This window comes from Methanothrix soehngenii GP6 (genome assembly GCF_000204415.1).
Lineage (GTDB): Archaea > Halobacteriota > Methanosarcinia > Methanotrichales > Methanotrichaceae > Methanothrix > Methanothrix soehngenii.
In genome coordinates this window covers 1032549-1058442 of sequence record NC_015416.1, presented here as the reverse complement: position 1 = coordinate 1058442, position 25894 = coordinate 1032549, and the positions used below count along the sequence as shown (strand labels likewise).

The window sequence follows — 25894 nt, the reverse complement described above, 5'->3', positions numbered from 1 at the left end:
TTGTGCCTTACCTAAGCATTTGCTGAACTAATTTGTATAAGCCTCCCCGCTCCAGAAGATATCGTTTCCCTTGCTGTCGTCTATATCCTGGCTGTCGAAAGCCATCAGGGAAAAGATGATATTGCCTCCTCTGATCTCCGGAAGAATCTCGTATCTATCTCTGATCACCTCAAAGACATCTCCCAGCATGTCCAGACCGTGCTCAACCTCAAAGGCATTTATCTCTTCCTGGGAGATTCCATGATCTTCTGCAATCTCTGACATAAGCTCTTTTATGGCATCCAGCTCCTCTGAGGCCATCAAGTAGATTCTAAAACCGCCGATATTGTCATCGATCGGATCGATCTGAAGCCACATTTGCCATGGTTCTGTCGATATCTTCCGCTCTCTTGTTCTCAAAAGATCATCGATCAGAGCCCGGGAGAGGGGTAGCTCTCTTGCTGCTTCATGCATGATGGAGAAGAGAGGCGCATATTCAAAAGCTATATCCTCGATCATCTCCTGCCAGAGATCGTAGTTGAGTTCATACATGTTCAGATGTCCTGGTGTGTATTCGATCTGGGATTCTTTGATAGCAGCAATAGCCTGAAATCCATTTCTACTTTTCTATTTGCCTTTTGCGGTGGGTGACTACTCCCCGCCGATAAAGGGTATGGCTTCTACGTTTTGATTCCGACAGATTGTAGTCCTACTCTAAGGAATCGATTATCGCGCAAAGGTTCATCAAAGCATTTTATCAAGGAATACTATTATTAAACAAAAAAATTATAATTTTAAATATATATTGCTCTGGTTAAAATCCTAACGTCATGTTATATAAAAGTTTAATAAAATGTCATTAAAAAAATTTGCCTCTCATATACGGCATCCTTCCCATGATACTGCAATTGTCTCGCAGTTCCATAATTTAACCAATGGTTTTTTAAAGCTCTTGAACTCCTTATGGTATGAGTATGAATTGCTGCGAACATAAGATATCAGGGAGCAAGGAGAAGATCTGGCTACCCCATTACTTTGAAGGGCGGGATCGAGGACTCAAGCCCCATCCATATTGTACGGAGTGCGGTCTTGTCAAGAGCCTCTCCTCTGATAGGTTGCACAGCGTTGGCTATTTTATGAATGTCATTGCAGAACTCGGCAAGCATCATAAAATCACCCAGGTGCAAACGAGATTAATCGCCCTGGAGATGGAAAAACAGTTGATAAGCGATGCATTCGGGATCGATCGGCACCAACAGGAGATTTTGTTTATTGAGATAACCACCCGTATCCTCAATGTCTCAGCAAGGTCGGTAACTCAGCTTCTTTAAATATAATTTCAAATCCACTTTTCCTTTAATGCCACCCATCCCACCCAAATAACGATCACCATATAGGTTATCATCCAGGCATATCCAGCTCCCAGGATGCCGTATCGATTTACCATAACATAGCTCAATCCAAGTAGCAGGATGCACCTGAGGGCATTCAGCTTCACTATGCTCTCAACCCTCATCCTCACATTCTGAATGGGGATGAATAGGGAATAACAGGCCACAGGAAAGCTAGAGAGGGCGATGATCTTCAGAAGGCCGAATCCCTCCACGTACTCTCCCCTGAGAAGTCCAAGTAGCTGGTCGCCATAGAAGAAGAGAACCAACACGGCGGGGAGCATTATCATCAGGCTTGCGCCTCCTGCGCGAAAGGCGCTCTTCTTGAGGCTATTTCCATGACTCCCCTCCACAAAGAGGGAGGTCCCAAAGGAGCTGGGGATGATAAGCACCAGAGTGCCCAGAGCGAAGGCGATATAGTATTTTGCGGCTTCAGCTTCATCGAGCAGGCTCAGCACCAGTATGGGCATCATGAGGGTAGGTGCAGCATATAGAAGGCTAGAGAGGTAGTTTAAAGAGGAGAATCGCAAGGACTTGCGTATGAACTCCCGGTCTGCCTGTGGCCTGATCCGGCATATGCTCAGCTGAATCTTCGTCAGGCTGTAGAGCGCTGCGGTCAAATACCCCAGGCCAATAGCGCCGAAGATTCCGAAGACGCCCAGGAAAGCGAGAGGCACAAGGGCTGGAATTCGAATTGCCTGCAAGAGATTCTGCAAGAAGTAATGGTCCGCTTTTCTGTCAGCAACAAAGGCGTATCCTCCCATGACAGCGATTGAGTTCAGGGCTGCTACCAGAATGAAGGCCAGAGAATTACCCGGATCCTGCCAAAATGGCATGGAGGGAGTCATAATCATCATCAGTAAGATGCATATTCCACCGAAGATGATGCTGGCTCCGGTGGTAACAAAAAAGCTCGTACTTATGACCTTCCCCTTATCCTCCAGGGGAAGGAAGCGGATGATGGAGGAGTCAAAGCCAAGGGTTGAGAAGAGAGCGACGAGTGCAAGAGATGATATGAGCGCTGTGGCCAGGCCCACCTGCTCTAGGGCATAAAGCCTGGCAGCGATAATCCAGAAGAAGAAGCCGCATCCTGCGCTCATGATGTTGGCGAAGGCCATGAAGAAGGATGTTCTATATAAACCATCTCCGGCCATTCCTGCGATTGCTTTGCAGCTCAGATAACGGTGCAGATTGAAGTTCATGACTGGTTTCCAGGCCATAAGACATTGTAGGCCAGATTTATGAATTGGACGCCACTGATTCGTATCTAATCTTGTATCTGATCTTGGTTGTATAAATGCTTTCATGCAAGAGCAGTCGAAAGCCCAAGCCATATATGGTCAGACGATCATTATTACATATATCGAAAAATCAAAAAGTTATTTATATAGCAACGAGAAATAGGTATTAGAGGCTCAAGTGTGCTAATATGGCCGTTGTTGCCTTTACGGGACTGAGTCTGAAGCGGAAAAGGCCTGGTGTCTGCGGCCAGATAGGGTGCGTTCACTTGCGCTCAACTGGGAGAAAATTGATGACTGTGCAGATCGGTGTGGACCTGATTATGTTGGGAGGACGGCAAAATGAGCTCACTATCAGAGGGATCTGATATAAAAAATTTGAATGATATTGTATATCATGTTATCGTATCTATCGAAGGCGGATCGATCATTGCTAGGGATGTTGGTGGCAATGTGATCTCCAGCGGTGTGGCTGGAACTGACGACTCTCGAGTAATAACAGAGGCCATAACTTTCGTCCCCGATAATGGCAATGTCTTAATCTCCAATGGGGAGTACCTTCTCAGCGCGGACACTCAATTCTACTTGGACGAAGGGGATTTGAATCCTTTCTGGATCTGCATTCCTATATTGGGCAACAAGAATGTCCACATCTTCGGCTATGGGGCAGGCATAACCGTACTAAAATTAAAACCAAACCAATTCTCCGTCGGCCATCCTGTAGCGATGATGCTCAACCGTGCAATCTCTCTGGATCCGGGTTTTACCGCCTTTACTGTTGCCAATATGACCTTTGATGGCAACAGGGACAATCAGGAACAATGGTACAAAGATGGCGCTTCGCTGATATTGACCGGCAGCCCCAGGTCCGGCGGCAATTACTACAACCTTGAGTTTAAGAACTCATATGGAACCGGCTTGTACCTGGGAAATAATGGGATGGGATCTGAATCGCATTCTTCCATAACCAATGTAGTTGCCAGAGACTGCAGCCTGGAGGGCATACTCCTTGATACCGCACAGGATACTGTTGTCTCTGATTGTGTTTTTGAACGCTGCAGAACCGGGCTAACAATCCATGGGAATAACGATTACCAAACTCGGACAAAAGACCGCATTGTGGTAAAAGACATATCGTGCATTGCCTCCCCTCTCACCATATGGTGCATAAATGATCTGCAGATGTCCAGCGTCAACATGGATTGTACTGCGAGTCCGAATGCATATGGTCTATTGATTCATAGCTCGATTGGAGTCCATATCAAGGAGTCCTTCTTCAAATCGGACCGGAATAAAGCCAGCTCTTATGGAGGGGCATCTTATATAGACGCCGACATCGATGGTCCCACGGCAGCAACCCTTGAAAATTGCGTTTTGGATGGATATTATGCATTGCATGTATTGGGATCTGCGACAGCAACTCTGCGCGGGGGCGCAGTCAATGCCTCATATGCCTGCGCCTATCTCCGGGGCATCGATCCAAGCACAGCAATGGCAACGCTGATCGGAACCGTATTCATACCTGCAAAGCATACCATAGACTGTGCTCCGGGGACGAGCATTAATATCATGTACTGCTATTCTTCCTCCATTGGATCGATGATTGTGGAGGGAACGCTCAATAATCAGGGATCGTATGGATTCGGTCTTCCAGATGTCTGAATGAGAATATTTCAAGGCTCTCGGGGTCCATGAGCCTTGGCCCTCGAGGCTTACATCCGATTCCTGTTGGGAAAAAAGGTTTTAAGCCAGGCTTCCAGGAAGATGGCCTTCCATAGATTTCGAGCGTGATTTTTGTTCTTATGTATATGCTCTTTTATCTGATGGCGCAGCTTTTTCAGATCAATGTACTCTCTGCACAGGGGTTCGCCCCTTAAAAACCAATCGCTCAAAAGCTTTTCGAAGTCCTCGGTCTTCAGCCAATATGCATCAGGGGTCTCATATCCGATCTTATCCCGTCTCTTTAATATCTCACTGGGCACGATATCGATCATCGCATCCCTGAGCAGTGCCTTAGTTCTTCCTTCTCTTATTATGAAGTCGTCAGGCAATCCCGATATGAATTCAATTATTCTATAATCAAGAAACGGAACTCGTGATTCGGTTTGATTTCCCATTGAGTTTCTGTCCTCCCATTTCAATAGCTGCTCTAGCCGGTATTTCAGATGGAACTCCAGGGATTGTCCCAAGGATCTGCAATCGGAAAAATTTTTAAAGTATTCTGTCGTGGCAACGGATCCGTTCATCATTTCTCTGGATAGCAGGGATTCGCGCAGAAAAATCTGCTCTCTTATAAATATGGGCAGCAAAAGATATAATGAAGACTGGATGCCGATCATATATTCCTTGCCCTTAATCAAATTGTAGCATTCAGAGGCGAACCTCTTTAGCCTTAAGGTTTTTAATAAGTCTACTAGATAAAAACCTAGAAAATAGTGATATCCAGCCAGAAGCTCATCTGCACCCTGACCGTCCAGCACCACAGTGACATCATTGCCCTTGGCCAATTTCTGCACGCAATTTTGGGCATAAATGGAGGCGGAGGGAAAAGGCTCTCCAATTAATTTAATAATTTTAAACAAATCCTCTCTCAGCTTTTCCGCAGTGGGGTGAACTCTGTAGTTGGCCATGCCCGTCTTCTCTGCCACAATCGATATGTATCTTGATTCATCTCTCTCATAGCCATTGTAGACCGCTGAAAATGTCTTTATCTTCATTTTCCTGTTTATCAAGCATGCAATGGCAGATGAATCGATTCCCCCGCTCAGACATGTGCCCACTGGAACATCGCTGATCAATCTGATATCCACACTATCCACCATCAAATCTCTAAATGTAGATATTGCCTCCTCGTATGTGCCTGCGAATCTCTCATTATATTTTATATTATACCACTCTTTTATCTCTAACTCACATCGCATGAGATCAAAGGTGGCATAGCAGCCTTTGGGAATCTTCTTTATCCCGCCAAAGAAAGTCTCGTCAGTGTGATCCGATACATTATAAAGTAAATAATCTTTTATCAACTTTTTGTTCGGTTCGATATCGATCTTGTGTTCCAGCAGGGGTGGAATCTCCGAAGAAAACAAAAAAACTTCGTTTTTTTCATCGAAATAATAATATAGCGGCTTAATTCCCATACGATCTCTCGCCAAAAAAAGTCTCTTGCTTTCAGAATCGTATACTGCAAAGGCAAACATTCCATTGAACTTTTCCAGACATCGCTCTTTCCATTGCATATAGGAATATAATATGACCTCTGTATCCGTATTGGATTTAAATGAATATCCCAGTAATTCCAGCTCCTCTCTAAGAGCCTGAAAATTATAAACCTCTCCGTTATATATTATAAAAAATTTATCTTGACGATCAGACATCGGTTGATGGCCATTTTCGGATAGGTCGATGATGGACAGGCGCAAGTGCCCTAATGAAACCTCTTCATCGACATAAATTCCTTCATCATCTGGACCCCTATGCCGCAAACTGGAGTTCATTTTTTCTATTATATATTCGTCTTTCCAGTTAAAACCATTGATTCCACACATAATCGTCCTCAGAATCCTCTAACTAAATCCAAATGGCTCTTATATTATTGCATGACTGCAATTCAGCTGATCACATGAATTTTTTATAAATTTCAAGCAGGTTCTGTCTCTGTCTGTCCCATTCATATTGCAGTGCATGGCTTTGGATTGCATCTCTATTCCATTTTATATTCAGCGCATCGAGCATTTTATTGCATAAATCCATGCAATCATTGCACTCGCATATGAGGCCATACTCTTTTGATGTGATGATATCTGAGACCCCGCCCACATCGGTGCTAACAAAAGGTATGCCGCAGGCCAGAGCCTCAAACATCACCGTAGGGTTTCCCTCGTTCAAGCTTGGCAGCACAAATATGTCACAGGCATTTATCCACAGAGGGAGCTCCTCTCTGGGCTTCCTTCCAACGAGCTTTATGACCTCTTCGAGGCCACATTTTTTTATCTCCTTCTGCAGTTCATTTCTGAGATTTCCCTCTCCTAAGATTATACATAAAATGTCTTTTGATCTTCCTTCAAGCTCACTGATGGCATGGATGAGGTCTATGTGCCCCTTAACCTTTACCAGGCTTCCAATGGTCAGGATTATCCTTTTTTTCTCAGGCAGTCTTAATGTTCTTCTGCATGCCTGCTGATCGCGGGGATAGAAGCGTTTGCCATCATATCCTGTTGGCAAGATCTCTACCGGTGTATTTACATCTAGTTTCCTAATATAATCCGCGAGGCGGTTGCTGACGGTGATTATGCAATCAGAATCGTTCAATATGCCCCGGATTCTCTCTCTCCATTGAGGATTCTTGAATGGTAGATCATATAGGTCATATCCGTATCCTGAGATGATCAGTGGTATATGGTATCTTTCCTTTAGCCTGGCTCCCACATAGCCCGATGTCCATACGAAATGAGAATGAATAAGGTCGGGCTCCCGCTTCTTCTGGACAATCATATTTAAAATCTTTCGATAATGCTTCTCTCCTAAATGGCGGTATTGATAATCAATGGGGATAAAAAAGGTCGGAACTGTTGATACCGACACATTCTCTGGCTTGCCAGAATACTCTATTAGGGACTTTTTTGTAAAGAGGCTCAACTCGTGAATGGGCAAATAATTTGATATCTCAGTGATTGGATTATGGTATACGAAGACATCAATCGATTTAAAATCACTGGATATGGACTCTATCTGATCTTTGACAAAATAGTTGTAGGTAGGGGTAATTGCCAGGAGGCTTTTTCGGTTTGACATCGATTTAACCCTCGTTATCTACCTTGTTTCGTTATCCATAAAGATGCTGGGCATTTTTTTTGATCTAACCATAAACACATCATGTCAATGAATGTGTAATTATATGCTCGCAAATTATTTTTTATATAGATTTTTTCATGTCAATAACCGTATTACCCACAACGTTATTTTGTTATGTATTTTTTAATATTAATAAGCAAAGTATTCTCAAATTGGTCGCTATTTGCAGCTTTTGCTTCTCTAATTAACTCTGGAGTAAGCAAAGCAAGATCTGTTACCAGATGTATCTTTTTCATCTTATGCAATTCCAAAGCCAAATCCAATTTATTGTCATATCTGCATTCATTATACTCCTTCAATCTTGGCACGACAATAGTCCTTTTTTTATTCAGGAGGCAGTTGAGAATAGAGCCTGCACCATCATGGGTTATTACTGTGGAGGATTGTCTTATGAGCTTCAGGAATTCTTCATTGCTGGCAAAGTCGAAGTATTCGGCATTTCGCGGGCAGTAACTGGTAGATCCCTTTTGTATTATCATTTTATCCTCGATTTGTCCTGCAAGAAGGTCGCATTTTTCTATTAGTCTGTCGAAACCCTGATTATGCATGCCAACGGTCACGAAGATCATATTAAAGCCCCCTCAAATACCGCTTTCTTTCCATATTTGGAAATCAACTGCGGCCATTGAACCAAAAAATGATCCGCAATAGGATATACAAGCCTGCCGGTGAGGGAAGGATTATTCACCCTTGCCCAGCTCTCTATGAATATGATTTTCGCGCCCAGTAGTCTCCCAATGTATAATGCAGGGATGGCTATCTCAGATCCATTGCTGATTATAAGATCGGGCCTGTATCTTGAAAATACTCTGAGAAATGTAATTGCTGCCGTGAGCATCCTCACAGGATTATAGCCTATATTTTTCACTAAATATTTTTTATAATCCAACTCTTGCGTTCTCTTGGAGTCATAGGTAATAATTATAATATCGTTACCTTTAAATGCATCCATCAGATATAGCATTTGAGTGAGATGTCCTCCATGAGAGCATACAATCGCTATCTTCATAGATCCTCTACCATTAATTGCTATTTTCATCAGCTCGTCTTATGAAGTTGTCTCTTGAAGATCGGACGCGAATCTTCAGCATGGATTCAGGCTATTTATCATCAGTCTCAAGCCCTCATCTATATTAATGTGGGGGCTCCAGCCAAGGATATCTTTAGCCTTTTTGGTGCTCGAATAGCAGTCCATTATCTCGTTTCTGCGCCTTTCTCCTCGGTAAATTACCCTGGTCTCTGATCCATGTAGCTTTATAATTTTTTCAATTATCTCCTTAACGCTATAGCTCTCCCCATATCCGATATTAAATATATCAAAATCGCCTTCGTATTCGCCTGCTCTGATATAGGCATCGATCATGTCGGTAATGTAAATGAAATCCCTTTTGGGTTCTGGGTCTCTCACGATAACTTCTCCGCTTTTAATGCAGGATATAATCATTGGGATCAGAAAATCGGATCTTTGACCGGGCCCATAGATATTGAACGGCCTGAGAACTATACATTCTATTCCAAAATCATCATGATATGATTTGCAGAGTTCTTCGCCAATCAACTTGCTTCTCGAATATGGATTGGTTGGATTCGTCATGTGATTTTCGTCGATGGGCAGATAATGCGGCTTCCCATAAACATAAGAACTTGCATAAACAATTTTATTTATATCATATAATCGGCAAAGCTCCAATATATTTAAAGTACCCAGAACATTTGTCTCATAGGTATCGTGGGGATTCTCATATGATGAGTTTACCGAAGCTATCGCTGCTAGATGATAGATGACATCTACATCGCTTAAATAATCTAAACTGCTTTTGATGAGATTCTTTTTCCTTATATCTAAGCTATTTCCATTGATGTCCTTAAGCAATGTGACTGACGAGCCCATTCCGTTGAGCGCATTGACCAGATGCCTGCCCACGAATCCATTAGCGCCAGTGATTATCACTCGCTTTTCGCTAAGCCTCATCTATGCTTACTCCCAGCTCGCGATATATTTTCTGTATATCTTCATTAGCTTTAATGTAATCATCTGGCCTTCCGATATCCAGCCAGTATCCATCATGGATGAAACCATTGACCTTCTCCCCTTCGGAGAGCAATCTCTTCATCAAATCTGGGATATCCAAATATTCGTGTGACGGTATATATTCGAGAATGCTTTCATTAAATGCGTAAACGCCCATGCTTACCAGATAATCGATCTTTGGCTTTTCGATATATCCAATGAGAGTCCTGTTCTCATCGAGCTCAACCACGCCGAAATCAATATCAACGTGTCTTCTATTGAGCGCTATGGTTGCTATTGATCCCGTTTCTTTGTGAAATTCAAGGAATTCAGAAAAATCCAGGCCTGTCAGGACATCACCATTCATCACCAGAAAATCGTCCTCTAGCTTGTTCTTTAGCAGGCCCAACCCCCCGGCGGTTCCAAGTTTCTTCTCTTCTTTAGAATATTCTATCTTTAGCCCGTATTTGCTGCCGTTATTAAAAAAAGCCATAATCAATTCCGATAGATGTCCAACTGCCAGGGTGATCTCATTGAAGCCTTTGGCTTTCAATTGCTTGACGATTATCTCCAAAATGGGTGACTCTCCAATAGGCATGAGAGGTTTGGGAAAAACGGTAGTATAGGGCTTGAGTCTCGTGCCCAGCCCACCCGCGAGGATCACGGCCTTCATTTACTCTCCTAGCATTTTACTAATTTGATCATTTTTTTATTCTCGGAAATCCATTCTATTGTCTCCTTCAGGCCCTCATCTAAGGAGACCTGCGGTTCCCATCCCAGCAATCTCTTGGCTTTTGCATTGTCACACCACAGTCTCTTTACCTCGCTTTTAAGAGGTCGGACTCTTGACGAATCCTGCATTATCATAATATCTTTGTTCAATAATGATGAGATTCTCTGGGCCAGGTCCCCCATGGATATCTCAAAATTTGAACCGATGTTGATCACCTCTCCAATGGAGCTTTTTGATTCAGCCGTCCTTATAAATCCATTTACGGTGTCTTTGACGAATGTATAATCCCGTGTAGGGAATAAGGATCCCAATTTTATCTTCTCTTGCTCAATAGCTTGAGTTATGATCGTGGGGATTATCGCTCTCGCAGACTGCCTGGGTCCGTATGTATTAAAGGGCCTGATCGTTGCCACAGGCAGATCAAAAGAGCAATAAAAGCTCTCCGCTATTTTATCCGCTCCTATCTTGCTGGCGGAATAGGGGGACTGGCCCTGAAGTGGATGCTTTTCGTCGATGGGCACATATAAGGCTGTGCCGTAGACCTCGCTGGAGGATGTATGGACGACCTTCTCCACACCCAAATCCCTCGCTGCCGTGAGGATATTCAATGTACTTAATATGTTATTTTCAATAGTATCTCTGGGCCTAATATATGAGTAAGGGATTGATATCAACGATCCGAGATGAAAAATAACATCTACGTCTCTAACTGCGCTAAATACCGCATCATAATCCTGAAGATCTCCTGAAATGATCTGCAGAGAATCGAGCTTTTGGGATGGGATTATCTCCAGCAATCCCCAATCGTTCCTCGAATTGTATCTTGCAAAGCCCTTTACATCAGCGCCTAAATCTATAAGACGCTCAATAAGATGGCTCCCTATAAAGCCACCTGCTCCAGTGACTAATACCTTTTTTCTGCTCCAATGATTATCCATTCTACAGCCTCTAATCTATTCATTATATACAAGCCATTTAGCACTTAGGATACCCTGCATCATGGTGATCTATCCGGATTCAATCGGCTATCTTTATAGCTATATTTATAGTCTATGCAGATCTTCCTGATATGAAGTTTAATTTTGCATACAGGAATCTGAAAATGCAGGGTCATTGATCGCAAATCTGTTAAAATATAATTATCTAGTCAAATAGAATGTGAATCAACGTTTCATGTAAATGAAGATCTTGTCCGTACTCAAAACCTTATTTATTTTTTTATTTCCATTCAATATATCGTCAGAGATTCTCCAGGGTTTTATCTGAATCCAATTTCCTATATTCAATATATTTAAGTCTCTGTTTATAACAAAAAGGTCATTAGGACTATGCTCTCTCCTGTTCAGGAGGAATGCAACGTCATTCTCATCAAAGGTCTGGAAGTTATTAGATCTGTATTCCAAAAGATAGAAATTTTTTGTGAGCTCATCGCTTTTCGTCTGGGCCCCATTCGTCTCTTCTTTACACCACGATAAAGGCATATTGATATAGTCAAACTTATCTATATCTTTATTAGATAGGTTTGAATTATATATGAGGATGTGATAGATAGGATTCAGGATCAATAATATTATCACGCCAATCGTTGCCCATCTCTTAAAAGATCCTCCGTTCCTATACAGCCAGGCTATGCTGAATATGGCTGGGTAATAAAAAAATCCGATTTCAACATGACCTATTAATAAGCGAATGGCTGCCCAAATCAGCATAGAGGACAATATCGATATAACAAATGCCGTCTCTCTTTTATACCTTACATTTGTATTATATATAAAACTAATCAAAAACAAAACAAGGAATGCTAAAAGAATGAAATACTTAATATAGCCATAGAAATTTATAGATCCTGGGTATTGAATATACATATCTCTTATAATGTTATCTTTAATATTCGTAGAAAAATAGGCTAATAAGAACTTATCCAGCACAGACATAGTGAAGGATTCGGGTGATTTCAGAGCATAAATAAAATTATCGTAGACGAATTCTGTGAGCCCCATCTCAATAATTATCAACAAAGTGAATAATTTTATCGATTGGCTCTGCCTATAATCAGGTTTATACCTATTTAAATATGCAGGATTATTAAATAACATTGTATAAACTATATATGAAGACAAAAAGAGAAGATATGTGAAAATAACATCATATGATGTAAACACCAGGGAAATCCCTATCAATACGGTCATGAGGTGATATTGCCACCCGGATTTATCCTTATTATAAAAAGTTAATAAGAATAATATTAGTAGAGCAAAATATAATATATTTCCTACACCGTGCGGCCAAAAGAAGATCCGTTGGGTCCCTGTGAATCCAGTCATCAACTCAGCAATCGATACCAAGCTAGCCAAAAAATAACTGTTGGAAATCTTTAGCATCAGAACAAAAAAAAGCACTGCATAGGGTATGAGCTGAACTGGGGAATATAATAAAAAGCGGCAATTTTCATTTAATACCATTGCCAGCTCTGAACCCAATACATAAAATGTAGGAACGGTATTTCTGTATGCATCGAGCAGAACTCCCCTGTCAACCGTTTCATCTATTGCGCCTACTTGAAGCGGTGCAAAACCATCAATCGAGCTATTGAAGTGCAGGAGCAAATAGCAACAGGAAATAGCGAATGTGATCAGATATAACTTCTTAATTCTCGAATCATTGAGGGCAATTGGCAGATTTAGCATATATGTGCTTCAGTCATATGATTCAAATTTATTCAATCAACGGGATTATTCAGCAATCTATGAGATATCTGCAACACTCTCTTCTCGATCTGCTTTTGATACGACATCTTTATGGCCTTTAGACAAGAAAAGTTAAATGAATATATAAAATTAATTGACCTTATGATAAAGACATCCAGCTTGTATGTGGTCAGTTGATCATCCGGAATCCTATCATCTAATGAACCAATCAGAAGGTGAGAATTTCCTTTAACAGGCGTGATTTCATCCGTTAAGCCATGCAACATGGCAAGCATCTTATTATATAAATATGCCATGCCATGTCTTGAGGCAAAGCCGAATGTTAGTATTTCTGTGATCAGCAAAGAAGGACCAAGCAGCAACAAACACTCTGTGGAGAGGTATTTTCTCAGGATTGTGTATCTTCCTTTCTCTAAATGGTATAGTTTTTTAGGTGACATTTTCAGAGTATAATCGTGCTTGACAGTCGATTGAGGGATATATAGTATTTTGAATCCGTTTAAATTGGCTCTCCACGACAAATCAGCATCATCATTATACATGAAAAATCTCTGATCAAAACCGCCAAGGCTTAAGTAGAGATCTCGTCTAATTGCAAAAGAGCAACCAGAGAATCCGCTAACCCGCGTTTTGCAGAATGGCATATCAATGGGACATCCCAATCCTCTGGTGAAAGTTAAGCCTGAGAAATGATTGATAGCGCCACAGGTATTGATAAGCTCACCGTCATATGTAAGGATTTTAGGAGTGGTGATGAGTTTATCCTCATTTCTTAATGGTTCGATGAGCTCTCTTAACCATCTCTCTTCCACAATGGTATCAGGATTGAGAATGACGATATATTTGCCAGATGCATATTTAACTCCTTCATTATTTCCTGCCCCATAACCAGCATTCTCCTGATTTTTGATCAGCCTGACATGGGGGTATTTTTCCTTCAGGATCTGGCAGCTATCATCTCTGGAATTATTATCGACTGCAATGATCTCATGAGGATAGTCCTGCCTCATGATAGATTCAATGCATGGTTCAATATAGCGACTGCTATTGTAAAGGACTATTATTATGCTGGCTAATTCGTCCCCGTCTCCGGCGTGCCCTCTCATTTGTCTCTCCATAGTGATCCTCTTAGCTAGTCCGCCTCCTTGTTTTGCCTTCCCTGCGCCATGAGCTCTCTTTTAAACTCGTGCATAACCCTCGAGAGTATATGGAGAACCATACCTGTGAGCGCGAGAAATGATCCCAGCAGCACAAGCAAGATCATTATTAAAGCAAGGCCGTATTGCAGGCTCCCTCCATGAGCAAAGGCTTGGAGGAATTCCAGCCCCATTAATATTCCTGCCGCCGCCATTGCCAATCCAGGAATGGTGAAGCATATTAGAGGCTTTCGCAGCTGCATGTCCTGTAAGACATTGATCAGTACCCTGAGTCCATGGACCACTGGGTTCTCTGAGGAGCAATTCACATCATAGCGCACCCCGATTTCTACCTCCTTGATGCGCAGGCCCGCAGAAGCGGCGTCGGCCAGCATCTCGCTCTCTATTGCCAGCCCCTTCTGTTCAAAACGGAATATCCCCTTGGTCCGGCCAGCAAAGGCCCTGAATCCGCTCTGGGTATCGGTTACTGATAGGCCACAGCCTATGTTGGTGGCCACATCCAGAACCTTCTGGCCCATTCGACGATATATGGGCGTATCTCTCTTATTGCCGTTGAGATAACGGCTGCCGTTGACCATATCCGCTTCTCCCTTTAGTATGGGACGAACCAGGCGTGGGATGTCAGCCGGATCGTGCTGCCCGTCGGTGTCGATGGTGACGATAACTGCATCGCCATTGAGTAAGGAGAAGCCAGTCTTGAGGGCCGCTCCCTTTCCCAGGTTCATTTCATGGCGCAGCACCTGAGCGCCTGCCAGCGCTGCAACCTCAGCGGTTCGGTCGAGACTGCCATCATCTACTACTATCACCCGGTCAGCGAACTTGCGGGTGCGCAGGACGATGCTGCCTATGGATACCTCCTCGTTATAGGCAGGCAATATGGCTGTGATCTCCCCCACCAAAGTCTCCACCCATCCTTGCTATGCAATAATAATAAAAATGGCCATTACTGCATTACGATTCGACCAATTAATTCTATAATATTCTGGCAGCATAATCAGCTGACTATTGCAGGGCACAAGGAATATAAAAATGCTTTGGGCTATCATTTTCTGTAGCATAAGCTATTGCGCCAGTGCCTCTTATCATCGAATCAATTCAGCTGCTGGCATGGTCATATATATTGATGCAGGTAATTATTGTATATATGATCGGGAAAATTGGATAAGTAGCTTGCTTTAATTCTTTTCATATCTATGATCTCACCTTACATACTCCTCGATCAGATCAAGACAGGTCGTATCCATGCCGCATTGCTGCAGATAGTGAGCCAAAAGGCTTGCCCTCTCGCTGGCCGGATGGTAGACCAGGAGCTTCCGGGGCGATATATGCTCTATCATCCTCATCAGTCCCCGAAAGTCCAGATGGTCGCTGAGCTGGATGGTGGGGTAATGACTATCCCTTCGCCCGGTTAAAAAGTACTTATTTCTTCCCGGAACCTGATAAAGGCTCCAGGGTGTGACCACATTAAAGCCGCTACCGTTAATCGGGGTCAGGGGTCCTGCCACCTCCTTCATCAATTCCTGTGTCAGGGCCAGGCACTTCTCGTCCATGCCGATCTCATCCTTGTAGCCCATGGCCCTCATCAGAGCCACAGCTCTCTGGGCTTTGCCGAAGGCATAGGCCCCGAAGCTCGCCCCCTCCTCCAAAGCCTCATAAAATCCGGCCAGATCATCCTCGAAGATGCAGGAGGGATCATAGGGATCGCCATAGTTGGCCTCGGTGACCAGATAGTCGCAGCGAGGAAGGTGATGGTAGTCCTTAACATCCCCGGTGACCAGCACCCTCTCCCCGGTCTCCGTCTGCCAGGAGAAGGCAGAGGAGCCTATGGTGTGGCCGGTGGGATGGGTGTTAATCCTGACCTCATCCACCATGATGCTCTCGCCCACCTCAAAGGTTCGGCCCATGTACTCCCGGCCATAACGAATCTCCAGAGCGCGGGCCGTTTGGACGGAAGCCACCGCTCTTGGCGAGTTCATGGCCGACTTGCCATAGTGATCGCTATGGGCATGGGTGATGAGATAGGCATCCGGCTGGGTGCAGGCCTTGGGAGCGCGGCTGGTATCTATGGAGAATAGATGGGAATCGAAGCGAATGGCGAGGTGGGGCGCACAGCTGCCGCGGCTGTTGATCCTTCTGACTGGCTCAATTCCGCCCTTCGATTTGCCGCCTTCCTGCATCCTCTTTGTCCCTCCTCTTCCCTAAGCTTAGAAGATGTCGCTTTTTTCAAATAATATCGATGCTAATTAAGCTGGGACCCTGGGAAGGTCTCCTAAATCTAGCAGGCTCCTCGCTATTTGGCATGGGTAAATTTGAATTGGAGATTCTCTGTGTCTCTGTGCCTCTGTGGCGAACCGTGGTGCACTGACCCAACCACAGAGACGCAGAGGAACAGAAGCTATATTCTCTGCCAGACCTCACCCACATAATTCAGCGAAGAGCCGTCCAGCATCTTATATTACTCTAAGGACTTGTTGATGGCATCGGCCAGCTCCTTCTCAGAGGCGAGCCCCATCCATCTATTGATCTCTACGCCATCTCTCTCCAGTATCAATGTGGGCACCACAAATATGCCCTTCTCCATGGCCAGGTCTCCCTCCCGGTCAACATTGATCTTCTTGAAATCAGCCACATCCTTCATCTTCTCGGCCAATGCCTCGAAGATGGGACCCTGCTGCTTGCACGGCCCGCACCAGTCTGCATAAAAGTCCATCAGTATTGGCTTTGTCATTATTCCTCCTCTTCACACATTATATCGAATTTGACTCCGATCTTAAATATCCTGCCCGTGGGGAGAACAAGCATCCTTCGCCCGGTGCTTTTTCTGATCTCCTCCAGCACCTCTTGAATGCGCTCCTCAGTTGCTGAGACGGTAAACCACATATTGTAGCCGCTCTCATTTGGCCGGAGGTAGTTATGAGAGACTTCTTGGTACTGATTAACGAACTCAGCCAAACCATCCGCTTCTTCTGGGGAGACCTGAAGAGCGGCCAGAATTCCGCTCCGTCCCAGCCTGCGCAGGTCGAGGATGGGGCCGATCCTCCTCACTAGCCCCTCTTTTTGCAGACCGTCCAGCCTTTCAATGACCTCCTTCTCCTCAAGGCTTAAGAGTCCTCCCAGATCCTCGAAGGGTTTGGGAGTCAGAGGGAATCCCACCTGAACCAGGGAAAGCAGCCGAAGATCGATCTCATCCATCCTTATGCCTCCAGGCGGCATGAAGGATCGGACTGCAGATAATCCCCAGTCAGGGCATAGGCCCGGGCCCGGCAGCCGCCGCAGCTTCGGGAAAATTCGCACCGGCCGCATTTTCCCTTCAGCCTTCCCTCACGCAGGGCTTGAAGCTCGGGAGAGTTCTCCCATATCTCTATAAAATTCTTTTCCCTGACGCTTCCGACCCGGAGAGGAAGATAGCCGCAGGGATAGACCTCACCCTTGCGGGATACGAATACAAACCTCCTTCCGGCAAGACATCCTCCGCTTCCTCTTCCATGACCCGGCTTCTTCAAGCGGGCGTACTGGGGAGCGCAGGTGACCTGCACCTCCAATGTCCTTCGATCCATCTCTCCCTCGATCTGGCGGAGCATCTCCTCCTGCCGCACGGGAGTGATGACGTCCTCCTCCCTTCCCCTGCCCGTAGGTACCAGAAAGAAGATGTGAAGCGCAGCTGCACCCAGCTTCTCCGCCAAGTCGAAGATCCGGATGAGCTCGGATTGGTTCTTCTGGGTGACTGTGAAGTTGATCTGGAAGTCGACCCGGCCGCGGAGATTTTCTATTCCCTTAATCGACCGCTCGAAGCTCCCCTGGCCCCGGCCATGGTCGTGCATTGCTGCGTCCGCTCCATCCAGGCTAATGCTCACCCGTGATACCCCGGAGTCGGCAATCTCCTCTGCCAGCCCCGAGGTTATCAGGGTTCCGTTGCTGGCCAATGAGACCCGGATGCCAAGAGATACGGCAAGCCTGATGATTTGAAATAGGTCGGGCCGCAGCAGAGGCTCTCCCCCGCTGAGGATGAGCATCGGCTTCAGGGGAGCAATGCTCTCTACGAACCTTTTGGCCTCATCTGTGTCCAGCTCGCCCTGGTCCGGCTCATGAGAGGCAGAAGCGCGGCAATACCGACAGGATAAATTGCAGGCGGCCGTCAACTCCCAGGCTATTATCAACATGTTTCGATCAGAGCATACTGCTTTTCAAATGCCGCCAATTTAGAGCAGTCCTTTCTTTACCAGAAGCTCGGCATTGAGTATGCTCGCCCCTGCTGCTCCGCGCACGGTATTGTGGCCCATGCAGATGAACCTGATTCCTGAGCGGATCCGGCCCACGGAGACGGACATCCCGTTGCCCCGCATGCGGTCCAGCCTGGGCTGGGGCCGGTCGGGCTCATCCTTGACGATGAGCGCCTTCTTGGGCGATGTGGGCAGATCATCGAGGCCCGGATCGAAGTCCAGCATGGCCTGTCTCACCTCTTCTGGGGTGGGGTTATCTCTCATCTTCACCCAGAGGGCCTCGGTATGGCCGTCCATCACCGGAACCCGATGGCAGCTTGCGCTTATGGAGAAGTTGGCGTTGATGATCCTCTCCCCGTCAAAATGGCCCAGGATCTTCTGGGGCTCGGTCTCACACTTCTCCTCCTCCCCGCCGATATAGGGAATGACATTTCCCAGTATCGCCATGGATGGCACTCCCTCATAGCCTGCTCCGCTCACCGCCTGCATGGAGGCCATATGCACGCTCTCTATCCCGAACTTCATCAGGGGCTTGAGAGGAAGGGTGAACATGATGGTTGTGCAGTTGGGATTGGTGGTGAGGAATCCCTCCCAGCCCCTCTTCTCCCTTTGCACCTTTATTATGTCCAGATGTTCGTGGTTGCACTCCGGTATGAGAAGGGGGACATCCTCCACCATGCGATATGAGCTGGTATTGCTGGCCACAGCACAGCCAGCAGCAGCAAAGGCAGGCTCGACGGACATGGCATCGGCAGCGGGAAGAGCGGAGAAGACTATATCGGCATCCACCTCTCTCGGGTCGACATTGACCACCGTCATCTCTGCTATGTCATCGGGAAGCTCGCTCTCCAGACGCCATTTTGCCGCCTCGCGGTACTTCTTGCCCGCGCTCCTCTCCGATGCGGCAAGGCTGGTGAGCTCAAACCAGGGATGGCTCTTCAGTCCTTCTATGAAACGCTGTCCAACGGCACCGGTGGCACCTAAGACGCCTGCTTTGATCTTGGCCATTATAAATCACCTAAATTCTGATGGGGACTTAAGCTAGGGATGTATATATTTATTGTCTGGATGATGAAGCAAAAAAAGTTCTGGGTTTTCAGGGGGAACTCACTGCCCCACGCAGGACTTCCTCCGAATGCCATAGCTTTTGGCGAACTCGCAGTTTACCTCCACCACCTCCTCATTGAAGTCCTTGAGGCTCTCCGGCACGCGGCCAAGAGCATCCGCCTTCTCCTGAGTATCGACGACTTTACCGTGGGGCACAAAACTGCCATCCTTCAGATTGACGCCTATGACTGCTGCCAGGTGGCCGACAAAGCATTTCTTTCCCAGGGTTGAGGCGTGAACCACGGAGTTGAAGCCCACAAAACACTCGTCTCCCATCTTGATGGGCCCATGAATGACCGCTCCATGGGCGACGGAGACATTCTCTCCCAGCTCGATGGAGCTTCCCTTGAGGCCGTGAAAGACGGCGCTATCCTGGATGTTGCATTCATCACCAATGATTATGGGGCTGGCTTCATCCGCCCGCAGGGATACGGATGGAGCGATATAGACATCTTTGCCGACGCGCACATCGCCTATGATCGTCGCCGACTCATCCACATAGGACGAGGAATGTATCTGGGGCATGATCTCAGTGCTATTCCATGAGGTTCTGCAATTGGCCTTGAGCATATTTACCACCTTTTCGCATATTCACCATTCACCTTAAAAGAGATTGCCATTAACGACGATTGCAAAAGGAGCTATATGTCATCGTAGATATTGATTAATATAGTGTCTCCTGAAGGTGCGTCATATTCTGATCATTAGAATACATATCGAATCCGATTGTCAATAGTGCTGTCCATTTTTGCGATATGTGCAATATTATAATCTATAATCCAGACAATTGCCGCTAATTTTAAATATAGGGGGGGGCAAAATAGATTCAAAGCCATTGAATAATCCTTCGAGGGTGATGAGGGGGATAAGGAGGTAAGCAAGAGGACGAGTGCAAAGTGATATACAAATTTGCAATGATTACATTCATTCAAAGTATTGTTTGATGATTATTGATATTTAGATGTATTCAGTGAGGTGAATTAAATTATGGTTCAGAAGGACCCGCCCGGCGGGCGGTGGTTGTTTGTAATTCTAGGCACCATAATCATGTTATGCCTTGGTAGCGTTTATTCATGGTCTGTCTTCGTCAATCCTCTGACTGCTCACTTCGCGGCAATGGGTCAGACTGTATCAGCGAGCGAAGTACTATTGCCGTTTTCAATCTTCCTGTTTGTATTCTCTGTTGCCATGGTCTTTTCCGGAAAGTATATCGAAAAATACGGGCCTCGCAAGATGGCTATGCTGGGTGGAATCATATGCGGATTGGGCTGGTTGCTGGCATCCATGTCCAGCTCAACCTCTATGCTCATCCCCACTTACGGCATCGTCGGAGGCCTTGGGGTGGGAATTGCCTACGGCTGTCCGGTTGCAGTATCAGCCAGATGGTTCCCCGATAAAAGAGGTCTCGCGGTAGGCCTAACTGTGCTTGGATTCGGCTTTTCGGCTTTCTTCACCGCCAATATCGCCACATACCTAATCGAGGCATTCGATGTCATGAGCACATTCCGGTTCTTTGGAATTGCGTTCATCATAATCATCACCCTCTGCTCAATGCCATTGGTCTTCCCGCCAGCAGGATACAAACCAGCGGGCTGGAACCCTCCGGCGCCCAAACCAGGCGCAGCAGTGACATGCGAGTTCAAGCGCGAACAGATGCTCAAGTCCACCACATTTTACGGTCTCTGGCTCTGCTACTTCATAGGATGTGTGGCAGGATTGATGGCCATAGGCATATCTAAACCGGTGGGCCAGGAGGTAATCCTGATTGAATCTGGACTGGCTTCCATGCTGGTGGGATTCTTCGCCATATTCAACGGTGGTGGCAGACCTATATTTGGAACGCTGACGGACAAGATCACCCCCAGAAATGCTGCCATAGTGTCATTCGTACTGATCGGCCTGGCATCATTGATGATGTGGCAGATGGCTGTGCCTGGTGCAACCACGATCTACATTGTGGCATTTGCCATTCTGTGGATGTGTCTGGGAGGCTGGCTGGCCATAGCACCCACGGCAACGGCAAGCTTCTTTGGCACCTGTGACTATCCCAGGAACTACGGCGTCGTCTTCCTAGCATATGGTATCGGTGCCATCGTAGGACCACAGCTGGCTGCAGCGATAAAGGAGATGTCTGGAAGCTATGTGGGCGTATTCCCCTATGTCGCCCTTCTGGCCGCTTTGGGAATAGTGATAGCCTTCACAATGCTGAAGCATCCAAAACCGCCAGAGTAGCTGATTTAACCCATTTAGAATCAAGTAATCCGATGCAAGAGGATGCTGCTGCAGCCATCCATCCTCTTGCCATGATCTTTTTTCCCAATAATCGAAAGAGGAAATTCAGCTAGAAGATGATCACCAATCCAGATACCTTGTATCTAGTCCAGATATTCCGAGAGCCTTGTCTGCTCCGCCAGACACTTCTCTCCAGGTATCGGGACCGGGTACAGGCCGGTCAGGCATCCCATGCACAGGTTCTCCTTGGGTATGCCCACTGCATCCACCAGCCCCTCGTGGCTTACATAGCCCAGTGAGTCGGCTTCTATTACCGCCTCCACCCCTGCAACCGTCTTATGGGCGGCGATCAGCTCATCCCGGCTGGCCATGTCTATTCCTAGATAGCAGGGGGCGAGGATGGGGGGGCTGCCTATGCGGACGTGCACCTCCTGGGCTCCGGCCTTGCGGACCATGTTCACTATCCTCCGGCTGGTGGTGCCGCGTACAATGGAGTCGTCTACCAGGATAAGCTTATGCCCCTCGATGTTCGGCCGGATGGTGTTCATCTTCAGGCGCACCGCCGTCTCCCTCATGTTCTGATCGGGCATGATGAATGTTCGGCCAATGTAGCGATTTTTCATCAGGCACTCCCGGTAGCTTATGCCGGAATGCTGGTGGTAGCCCACGGCCAAAGTTATTCCTGAGTCGGGGATGGGAGTGACGGTGTCCGCACAGGCGGGATGCTCCCGAGCCAGGTTGGAGCCGATGTTCACCCGCACATCATAGATCAAGCGGCCATCCATAATGCTATCAGGCCGGGCAAAGTAGATGTACTCGAAGATGCAATGAGCCGGCCGGGTGGAACGGGCCAGTTGATAGGACTTCATCTCGCCGTTCCTTATCACTATCAACTCGCCTGGCTTGACATCCCTTACCAACTTCCCGTTTAGTGTATCTATGGCCACGCTCTCCGAAGCCACCATGAACCCTGAATCGATCTCTCCGATGCAGAGGGGTTTGATTCCCAGCGGATCGCGTAGCGCAAGGACAGTGTCCCCCCAGAGAAATACCAGGGAATAAGAGCCCACGATCTTTCTCATCAGGGCGCGGGCTGCTTCCGGCAGGTCATAGTGAAGGAGCTCTTTGACAAAAAGGTGAGCGATCACTTCGGTGTCTGAGGTGGAGTAGAATATGTCCCCTGCCTCCTCCAGCTGCTCTCTGAGCTGTGTGGAGTTGACCAGGTTACCATTATGGGCGGTGGCTATGGCACCGTCCTTATATTTCACTAAAAGAGGTTGGCTGTTCTCTATGCAGGATCGGCCGCTGGTCGCATATCGGACATGGCCGATGCCAACATGTCCGCGCAGAAGGGCGATCTGGGCATCGTCGAAGACCTCCGAGACCAAGCCCATGGCCCGGTGGGTGCGAATGGATTTGCCATCATGCACTGAGATGCCAGCAGCCTCTTGCCCCCTATGCTGCAGAGCATAGAGGGAGTAATAGATGGATTTGGCTGCGCCATTGGCAGTCTCATTTAATGAGATCCCTACAACGCCGCAGGCATCGTGCAAATTTCGCCTCTCTCTAGTAGTCCGCTTTTCTCATCCACTTATGGCTTCTGAGCTTTGCTGAGTTGCCAAAGCCGCATTGAACGCAAACCTTTCTCTTGAAATTAAACGAGATGCTACCACATCGCCGGCATCTTATATGCGAGCTCTTGTGGCGCTTGCCCATTGAAGGAGTACCCTTGGTCATCTAAAACACCTCAAGGTGAAATATAAACTACATTGTCTCCGCGCACGATTACCGTACCGATGTTACGGGCAACCGCCCCTTCTGCTACTTCTTCCGTTTTATCCATCACCAGGTTCATGTGGATATCATAACCCTGAAGCTCTCCCCGGAAGACTCTTCCGTCCTTGAGCTTAACTATGACGGGCCCATTCAGTGATTCATTCAGAATATCAAGCGGTCTCTGACCCATTAATCCTCTCTCCAGCATTGATAACCGCAAAAGGCTACGGTTTCCAAACTTGCTCGTTGCATATTTAAACCTATCGGGATATCCACAGCATATGAAGATTAAATCCAGGCACCACCTCAAAGGAAGCGATGCCAGGAAGGTTGTAGCATGCATTGAGCCATTCCTGGATGACTCATCTGTCCTGCGCAAAGCATCCCTGGAGAGGGCGGTCAGCGACGAGGGTCTTGATCTTATCTTCGTGAACGGCCGACCTCTAATGATGATTGTGGATGATGAGCCCTTCTTCACCGTTCTGGGGGCCATCGATCTGGGGCCCAGCAAGAGACTGGTGGTGGTGGATTCAGGCGCCGTTAGGTTCGTGGTGAACGGGGCGGATATCATGAAGCCGGGAATAGTCACAGCTGACCCGGAGATCGCCCCCGGAGACCTGGTGGTGATAGTAGAGGAGAGGCATAAGAAGCCTCTGGCCATTGGACGGGCACTGGTCGCTGGGACGGAGATGAAGGGGGAGGGAAAAGCGGTAAAGTCACTCCACCACGTGGGGGACCTTATCTGGAAGGGTCTGGAGGGCTGAGGCAAAGGTCGCCCGAACAGACGCATGTAACATTGGAGCTGGGCAGATGATTAAAGTCAAGGGTATTAATAATGATTTATAAAGCTAGATCAGGACAAGCCAGCTACGGCGAAGCTATCGGCATCCTCCTTTTGGACTGCTTCACTCCCTTTATTCCAGGGGATGTGGCCAATGCCACCACCTACTGCTTTCCCGTGCGATTCCAGAAGGTTGAGGGTTTAACGACGAAAAGAACCCTCGGAAAAGATCGGACGGCCTTTGAGCTGCTCCACACAGCGGCAGAAGAACTGGTCAGCCAGGGTGTCAGAGCCATTACCGGAGATTGCGGATTTCTTGCCATTCATCAGAGGAGTCTTGCTGCGGTCCTCGATGTCCCCGTCTTCCTCTCAAGCCTCCTTCAGATTCCCTTTATATTCAGCATCCTTGGTCGCGACCAAAAGGTGGGGATCATAACCGCCGATTCGAAGAGCCTGGACGAAACCCTCCTTGAGGCTGTTGGGATCAGTTCAGGCGAGCGTCTGGTGATAAGGGGTATGGAGGACCGAGAAAACTTCTCAAAAGCCGTTATCGAGGAGACTGGATTCCTCGACTCGGAGAAAGTTAAAAGGGAGGCATTATCTGTCGCCAGTGAAATGGTCGAGGAGGAGCAGAATGTCCGTGCCATCCTGCTGGAATGTAGCTGTCTTCCTCCTTATGCAAGGGCGATTCAAAAGGCGATCGAACTCCCTGTCTTTGATTACATTACAATGATTAACTATGTCCACTCGGCGCTCGTCAAGGAGAGTTTTGAGGGTAAGATCAGATCGGAGGCATAATCGGCACAAGTAACTGCGCTACCTCTTTGGGCACCGGTCTTATTACCATTATTATCTTCATATCATCTTAATTAGAATCATCCAAAGGATTCAATTTTTTGATCTTTGCCAGGAAATATGCTAAATTTAATTTGCATTAACTACAAGTAAATTGAAAAAACCCAAACATTTAAGGCAGATCAATTTAAACAACAGTTAATTGCAGAAGCATCTGACCTTATCAGCATCACTGAGGGCAACGAATGCATTATGCACAATAGCAGGTACAGCTCACCCTGAAAAAGATGGGAGTAGACAGCAACCATAGTTCCGGATTTACCATCCTGGAGGTGAATAGATGGTGCAGTTATCAAAACGACTGCAAGAAGCCAGATCCATGAAGAGCGATCAAGGATCTTCAGATAGCGAAGATGTGGGTCGGCTGAAGTTTCGAAAGCCCAGGCTCAATGATGGGGCCAGGATATCTGAGCTTATCAGGTCTTGCAAGCCGCTGGATATCAATTCAACCTACTGCTATCTCCTGCTCTGCCGTGACTTTGCTGACACATGCGTTGTCGCTGAAGAGGGAGGGGAGATCGTAGCATTCCTTTCAGGCTACCGACCACCGGACCGATGGGACGTCTTCTTCATCTGGCAGATTGCTGTAGATGTCGATTCCAGGAATAGAGGCATCGCAAAACGGATGCTATTTGATGTATTGAATAGGCCTTCGACGAGAGACTGCCGATATATCGAGACGACGATATCGCCGTCAAATGAGGCATCAAAGAGGCTCTTCAGGGGGCTTGCACAAGAGCTAGACGCTCATTGTGATGTTTCTGATTGCTTCTCTGAATCTGATTTCGGGGATTTTGATCACGAAGCAGAATGTCTGTTCAATATAGGGCCGTTCAAGATGAACGGATGAGG

27 protein-coding genes are annotated in these 25894 nt (G+C 46.7%); 6 read left to right on the top strand and 21 right to left on the bottom strand.

The features are described 5' to 3' along the window. Window positions 1-27: 27 nt before the first annotated feature. A complete protein-coding gene (locus tag MCON_RS05305) occupies window positions 28-531 on the bottom strand; it encodes a hypothetical protein (protein WP_013718993.1) in 504 nt (167 codons plus the stop codon). A gap of 422 nt (window positions 532-953) precedes the next feature. Here MCON_RS05305 and MCON_RS05300 point away from each other — a divergent pair, with 422 nt between their 5' ends. After that, window positions 954-1310, top strand: a complete 357-nt coding sequence (locus MCON_RS05300; protein ID WP_157863682.1) for a hypothetical protein — start codon at window positions 954-956, stop codon at window positions 1308-1310. Window positions 1311-1318: 8 nt separating this feature from the next. On the opposite strand, the gene MCON_RS05295 is transcribed toward MCON_RS05300, so the two are convergent. Continuing rightward, entirely contained in the window at window positions 1319-2572 is a 1254-nt protein-coding gene (locus tag MCON_RS05295) for a lipopolysaccharide biosynthesis protein (protein WP_048132930.1), read from the bottom strand. Window positions 2573-2950: 378 nt separating this feature from the next. Between MCON_RS05295 and MCON_RS05290 the strand changes: the two genes are divergently transcribed. Beyond that, window positions 2951-4270: a glycosyl hydrolase family 28-related protein gene (locus MCON_RS05290; protein ID WP_013718991.1), complete on the top strand. Its 1320-nt coding sequence runs from the start codon at window positions 2951-2953 to the stop codon at window positions 4268-4270. Between the two features lie 50 nt (window positions 4271-4320). Here MCON_RS05290 and asnB read toward each other — a convergent pair whose 3' ends face one another. From asnB to MCON_RS05210, 16 genes are all read right to left on the bottom strand, one after another. Further along, a complete protein-coding gene (gene asnB / locus MCON_RS05285) occupies window positions 4321-6156 on the bottom strand; it encodes an asparagine synthase (glutamine-hydrolyzing) (protein ID WP_013718990.1) in 1836 nt (611 codons plus the stop codon). A gap of 70 nt (window positions 6157-6226) precedes the next feature. Further along, on the bottom strand, window positions 6227-7402 hold the full coding sequence (locus tag MCON_RS05280; protein ID WP_013718989.1) for a glycosyltransferase: 1176 nt from the start codon (window positions 7400-7402) through the stop codon (window positions 6227-6229). Window positions 7403-7566: 164 nt separating this feature from the next. After that, a complete protein-coding gene (locus MCON_RS05275; RefSeq protein ID WP_013718988.1) occupies window positions 7567-8031 on the bottom strand; it encodes a glycosyltransferase in 465 nt (154 codons plus the stop codon). Next, on the bottom strand, window positions 8028-8471 hold the full coding sequence (gene pssD / locus MCON_RS05270) for a PssD/Cps14F family polysaccharide biosynthesis glycosyltransferase (RefSeq protein ID WP_013718987.1): 444 nt from the start codon (window positions 8469-8471) through the stop codon (window positions 8028-8030). The genes MCON_RS05275 and pssD overlap by 4 nt, the downstream gene beginning before the upstream one ends. Before the next feature lie 75 nt (window positions 8472-8546). Further along, on the bottom strand, window positions 8547-9434 hold the full coding sequence (locus MCON_RS05265; RefSeq protein WP_013718986.1) for an NAD-dependent epimerase/dehydratase family protein: 888 nt from the start codon (window positions 9432-9434) through the stop codon (window positions 8547-8549). Continuing rightward, entirely contained in the window at window positions 9424-10146 is a 723-nt protein-coding gene (locus MCON_RS05260; protein WP_013718985.1) for a nucleotidyltransferase family protein, read from the bottom strand. Before MCON_RS05260 ends, MCON_RS05265 begins: the two co-directional genes overlap by 11 nt. A gap of 8 nt (window positions 10147-10154) precedes the next feature. After that, on the bottom strand, window positions 10155-11144 hold the full coding sequence (locus MCON_RS05255) for a GDP-mannose 4,6-dehydratase (protein WP_013718984.1): 990 nt from the start codon (window positions 11142-11144) through the stop codon (window positions 10155-10157). Between the two features lie 225 nt (window positions 11145-11369). After that, on the bottom strand, window positions 11370-12812 hold the full coding sequence (locus MCON_RS05250) for a hypothetical protein (RefSeq protein ID WP_157863681.1): 1443 nt from the start codon (window positions 12810-12812) through the stop codon (window positions 11370-11372). 113 nt (window positions 12813-12925) lie between these two features. Further along, complete coding sequence (locus MCON_RS05245) at window positions 12926-14032, bottom strand: glycosyltransferase family 2 protein (RefSeq protein WP_202795831.1); 1107 nt, start codon at window positions 14030-14032, stop codon at window positions 12926-12928. Between the two features lie 14 nt (window positions 14033-14046). Then, the gene (locus MCON_RS05240) at window positions 14047-14979 is read right to left on the bottom strand and encodes a glycosyltransferase family 2 protein (RefSeq protein WP_232844347.1); all 933 of its coding nucleotides are present in this window, start codon (window positions 14977-14979) and stop codon (window positions 14047-14049) included. A 291-nt stretch (window positions 14980-15270) separates the two neighbouring features. Beyond that, window positions 15271-16248 carry an MBL fold metallo-hydrolase gene (locus tag MCON_RS05235; protein WP_013718980.1) on the bottom strand — a complete coding sequence of 326 codons (978 nt, stop codon included), beginning with the start codon at window positions 16246-16248 and terminating at the stop codon, window positions 15271-15273. Window positions 16249-16526: 278 nt separating this feature from the next. Continuing rightward, window positions 16527-16799, bottom strand: a complete 273-nt coding sequence (locus MCON_RS05230) for a thioredoxin family protein (protein ID WP_013718979.1) — start codon at window positions 16797-16799, stop codon at window positions 16527-16529. Then, a complete protein-coding gene (locus MCON_RS05225; RefSeq protein WP_013718978.1) occupies window positions 16799-17263 on the bottom strand; it encodes an Lrp/AsnC family transcriptional regulator in 465 nt (154 codons plus the stop codon). Before MCON_RS05225 ends, MCON_RS05230 begins: the two co-directional genes overlap by 1 nt. A 2-nt stretch (window positions 17264-17265) precedes the next feature. After that, complete coding sequence (locus tag MCON_RS05220; RefSeq protein ID WP_013718977.1) at window positions 17266-18231, bottom strand: radical SAM/SPASM domain-containing protein; 966 nt, start codon at window positions 18229-18231, stop codon at window positions 17266-17268. Between the two features lie 39 nt (window positions 18232-18270). Then, window positions 18271-19299: an aspartate-semialdehyde dehydrogenase gene (gene asd / locus MCON_RS05215; RefSeq protein WP_013718976.1), complete on the bottom strand. Its 1029-nt coding sequence runs from the start codon at window positions 19297-19299 to the stop codon at window positions 18271-18273. Between the two features lie 99 nt (window positions 19300-19398). Next, window positions 19399-19968, bottom strand: a complete 570-nt coding sequence (locus MCON_RS05210) for a gamma carbonic anhydrase family protein (protein ID WP_013718975.1) — start codon at window positions 19966-19968, stop codon at window positions 19399-19401. Between the two features lie 417 nt (window positions 19969-20385). Here MCON_RS05210 and MCON_RS05205 point away from each other — a divergent pair, with 417 nt between their 5' ends. Next, entirely contained in the window at window positions 20386-21630 is a 1245-nt protein-coding gene (locus tag MCON_RS05205; protein ID WP_013718974.1) for an L-lactate MFS transporter, read from the top strand. Between the two features lie 143 nt (window positions 21631-21773). Here the strand turns inward: MCON_RS05205 and purF are convergent, their stop codons facing one another. The 3 genes from purF to MCON_RS05195 are packed head-to-tail and all read right to left on the bottom strand — an operon-like array spanning window position 21774 to window position 23596. Then, entirely contained in the window at window positions 21774-23183 is a 1410-nt protein-coding gene (purF, locus tag MCON_RS05200) for an amidophosphoribosyltransferase (protein WP_013718973.1), read from the bottom strand. A gap of 13 nt (window positions 23184-23196) precedes the next feature. Further along, a complete protein-coding gene (locus MCON_RS15585; RefSeq protein ID WP_013718972.1) occupies window positions 23197-23367 on the bottom strand; it encodes a 50S ribosomal protein L37e in 171 nt (56 codons plus the stop codon). Between the two features lie 10 nt (window positions 23368-23377). Then, complete coding sequence (locus MCON_RS05195; RefSeq protein ID WP_048131937.1) at window positions 23378-23596, bottom strand: LSM domain-containing protein; 219 nt, start codon at window positions 23594-23596, stop codon at window positions 23378-23380. 91 nt (window positions 23597-23687) lie between these two features. Between MCON_RS05195 and MCON_RS05190 the strand changes: the two genes are divergently transcribed. The 3 genes from MCON_RS05190 (at window position 23688) to ectA (ending at window position 25892) form a co-directional block, all read left to right on the top strand. Continuing rightward, window positions 23688-24170, top strand: coding sequence for a PUA domain-containing protein (locus MCON_RS05190; RefSeq protein ID WP_013718970.1), 483 nt, complete (start codon window positions 23688-23690; stop codon window positions 24168-24170). Window positions 24171-24241: 71 nt separating this feature from the next. Further along, entirely contained in the window at window positions 24242-24985 is a 744-nt protein-coding gene (locus MCON_RS05185; protein WP_013718969.1) for an aspartate/glutamate racemase family protein, read from the top strand. Window positions 24986-25322: 337 nt separating this feature from the next. After that, window positions 25323-25892 carry a diaminobutyrate acetyltransferase gene (gene ectA / locus MCON_RS05180; protein ID WP_052297527.1) on the top strand — a complete coding sequence of 190 codons (570 nt, stop codon included), beginning with the start codon at window positions 25323-25325 and terminating at the stop codon, window positions 25890-25892. Window positions 25893-25894 lie beyond the last annotated feature (2 nt).

Excerpts from the sequence above, each read along its gene's own strand:
- MCON_RS05245 (WP_202795831.1), bottom strand. The coding sequence starts at position 14,032 with ATGGAGAGACAAATGAGAGGGCACGCCGGAGACGGGGACGAATTAGCC.
- MCON_RS05220 (WP_013718977.1), bottom strand. The coding sequence starts at position 18,231 with ATGTTGATAATAGCCTGGGAGTTGACGGCCGCCTGCAATTTATCCTGT.
- MCON_RS05255 (WP_013718984.1), bottom strand. The coding sequence starts at position 11,144 with ATGGATAATCATTGGAGCAGAAAAAAGGTATTAGTCACTGGAGCAGGT.
- ectA (WP_052297527.1), top strand. The coding sequence starts at position 25,323 with ATGGTGCAGTTATCAAAACGACTGCAAGAAGCCAGATCCATGAAGAGC.
- MCON_RS05210 (WP_013718975.1), bottom strand. The coding sequence starts at position 19,968 with ATGCTCAAGGCCAATTGCAGAACCTCATGGAATAGCACTGAGATCATG.
- pssD (WP_013718987.1), bottom strand. The coding sequence starts at position 8,471 with ATGAAGATAGCGATTGTATGCTCTCATGGAGGACATCTCACTCAAATG.
- MCON_RS05265 (WP_013718986.1), bottom strand. The coding sequence starts at position 9,434 with ATGAGGCTTAGCGAAAAGCGAGTGATAATCACTGGCGCTAATGGATTC.
- MCON_RS05280 (WP_013718989.1), bottom strand. The coding sequence starts at position 7,402 with ATGTCAAACCGAAAAAGCCTCCTGGCAATTACCCCTACCTACAACTAT.
- MCON_RS05295 (WP_048132930.1), bottom strand. The coding sequence starts at position 2,572 with ATGAACTTCAATCTGCACCGTTATCTGAGCTGCAAAGCAATCGCAGGA.
- MCON_RS05275 (WP_013718988.1), bottom strand. The coding sequence starts at position 8,031 with ATGATCTTCGTGACCGTTGGCATGCATAATCAGGGTTTCGACAGACTA.
- MCON_RS05230 (WP_013718979.1), bottom strand. The coding sequence starts at position 16,799 with ATGACAAAGCCAATACTGATGGACTTTTATGCAGACTGGTGCGGGCCG.
- MCON_RS05205 (WP_013718974.1), top strand. The coding sequence starts at position 20,386 with ATGGTTCAGAAGGACCCGCCCGGCGGGCGGTGGTTGTTTGTAATTCTA.
- MCON_RS05305 (WP_013718993.1), bottom strand. The coding sequence starts at position 531 with ATGTATGAACTCAACTACGATCTCTGGCAGGAGATGATCGAGGATATA.
- MCON_RS05225 (WP_013718978.1), bottom strand. The coding sequence starts at position 17,263 with ATGGATGAGATCGATCTTCGGCTGCTTTCCCTGGTTCAGGTGGGATTC.
- MCON_RS05185 (WP_013718969.1), top strand. The coding sequence starts at position 24,242 with ATGATTTATAAAGCTAGATCAGGACAAGCCAGCTACGGCGAAGCTATC.
- asnB (WP_013718990.1), bottom strand. The coding sequence starts at position 6,156 with ATGTGTGGAATCAATGGTTTTAACTGGAAAGACGAATATATAATAGAA.
- MCON_RS05300 (WP_157863682.1), top strand. The coding sequence starts at position 954 with ATGAATTGCTGCGAACATAAGATATCAGGGAGCAAGGAGAAGATCTGG.
- MCON_RS05235 (WP_013718980.1), bottom strand. The coding sequence starts at position 16,248 with ATGCAGGAAGGCGGCAAATCGAAGGGCGGAATTGAGCCAGTCAGAAGG.
- asd (WP_013718976.1), bottom strand. The coding sequence starts at position 19,299 with ATGGCCAAGATCAAAGCAGGCGTCTTAGGTGCCACCGGTGCCGTTGGA.
- MCON_RS05195 (WP_048131937.1), bottom strand. The coding sequence starts at position 23,596 with ATGGGTCAGAGACCGCTTGATATTCTGAATGAATCACTGAATGGGCCC.
- MCON_RS05260 (WP_013718985.1), bottom strand. The coding sequence starts at position 10,146 with ATGAAGGCCGTGATCCTCGCGGGTGGGCTGGGCACGAGACTCAAGCCC.
- MCON_RS05190 (WP_013718970.1), top strand. The coding sequence starts at position 23,688 with ATGAAGATTAAATCCAGGCACCACCTCAAAGGAAGCGATGCCAGGAAG.
- MCON_RS15585 (WP_013718972.1), bottom strand. The coding sequence starts at position 23,367 with ATGACCAAGGGTACTCCTTCAATGGGCAAGCGCCACAAGAGCTCGCAT.
- MCON_RS05290 (WP_013718991.1), top strand. The coding sequence starts at position 2,951 with ATGAGCTCACTATCAGAGGGATCTGATATAAAAAATTTGAATGATATT.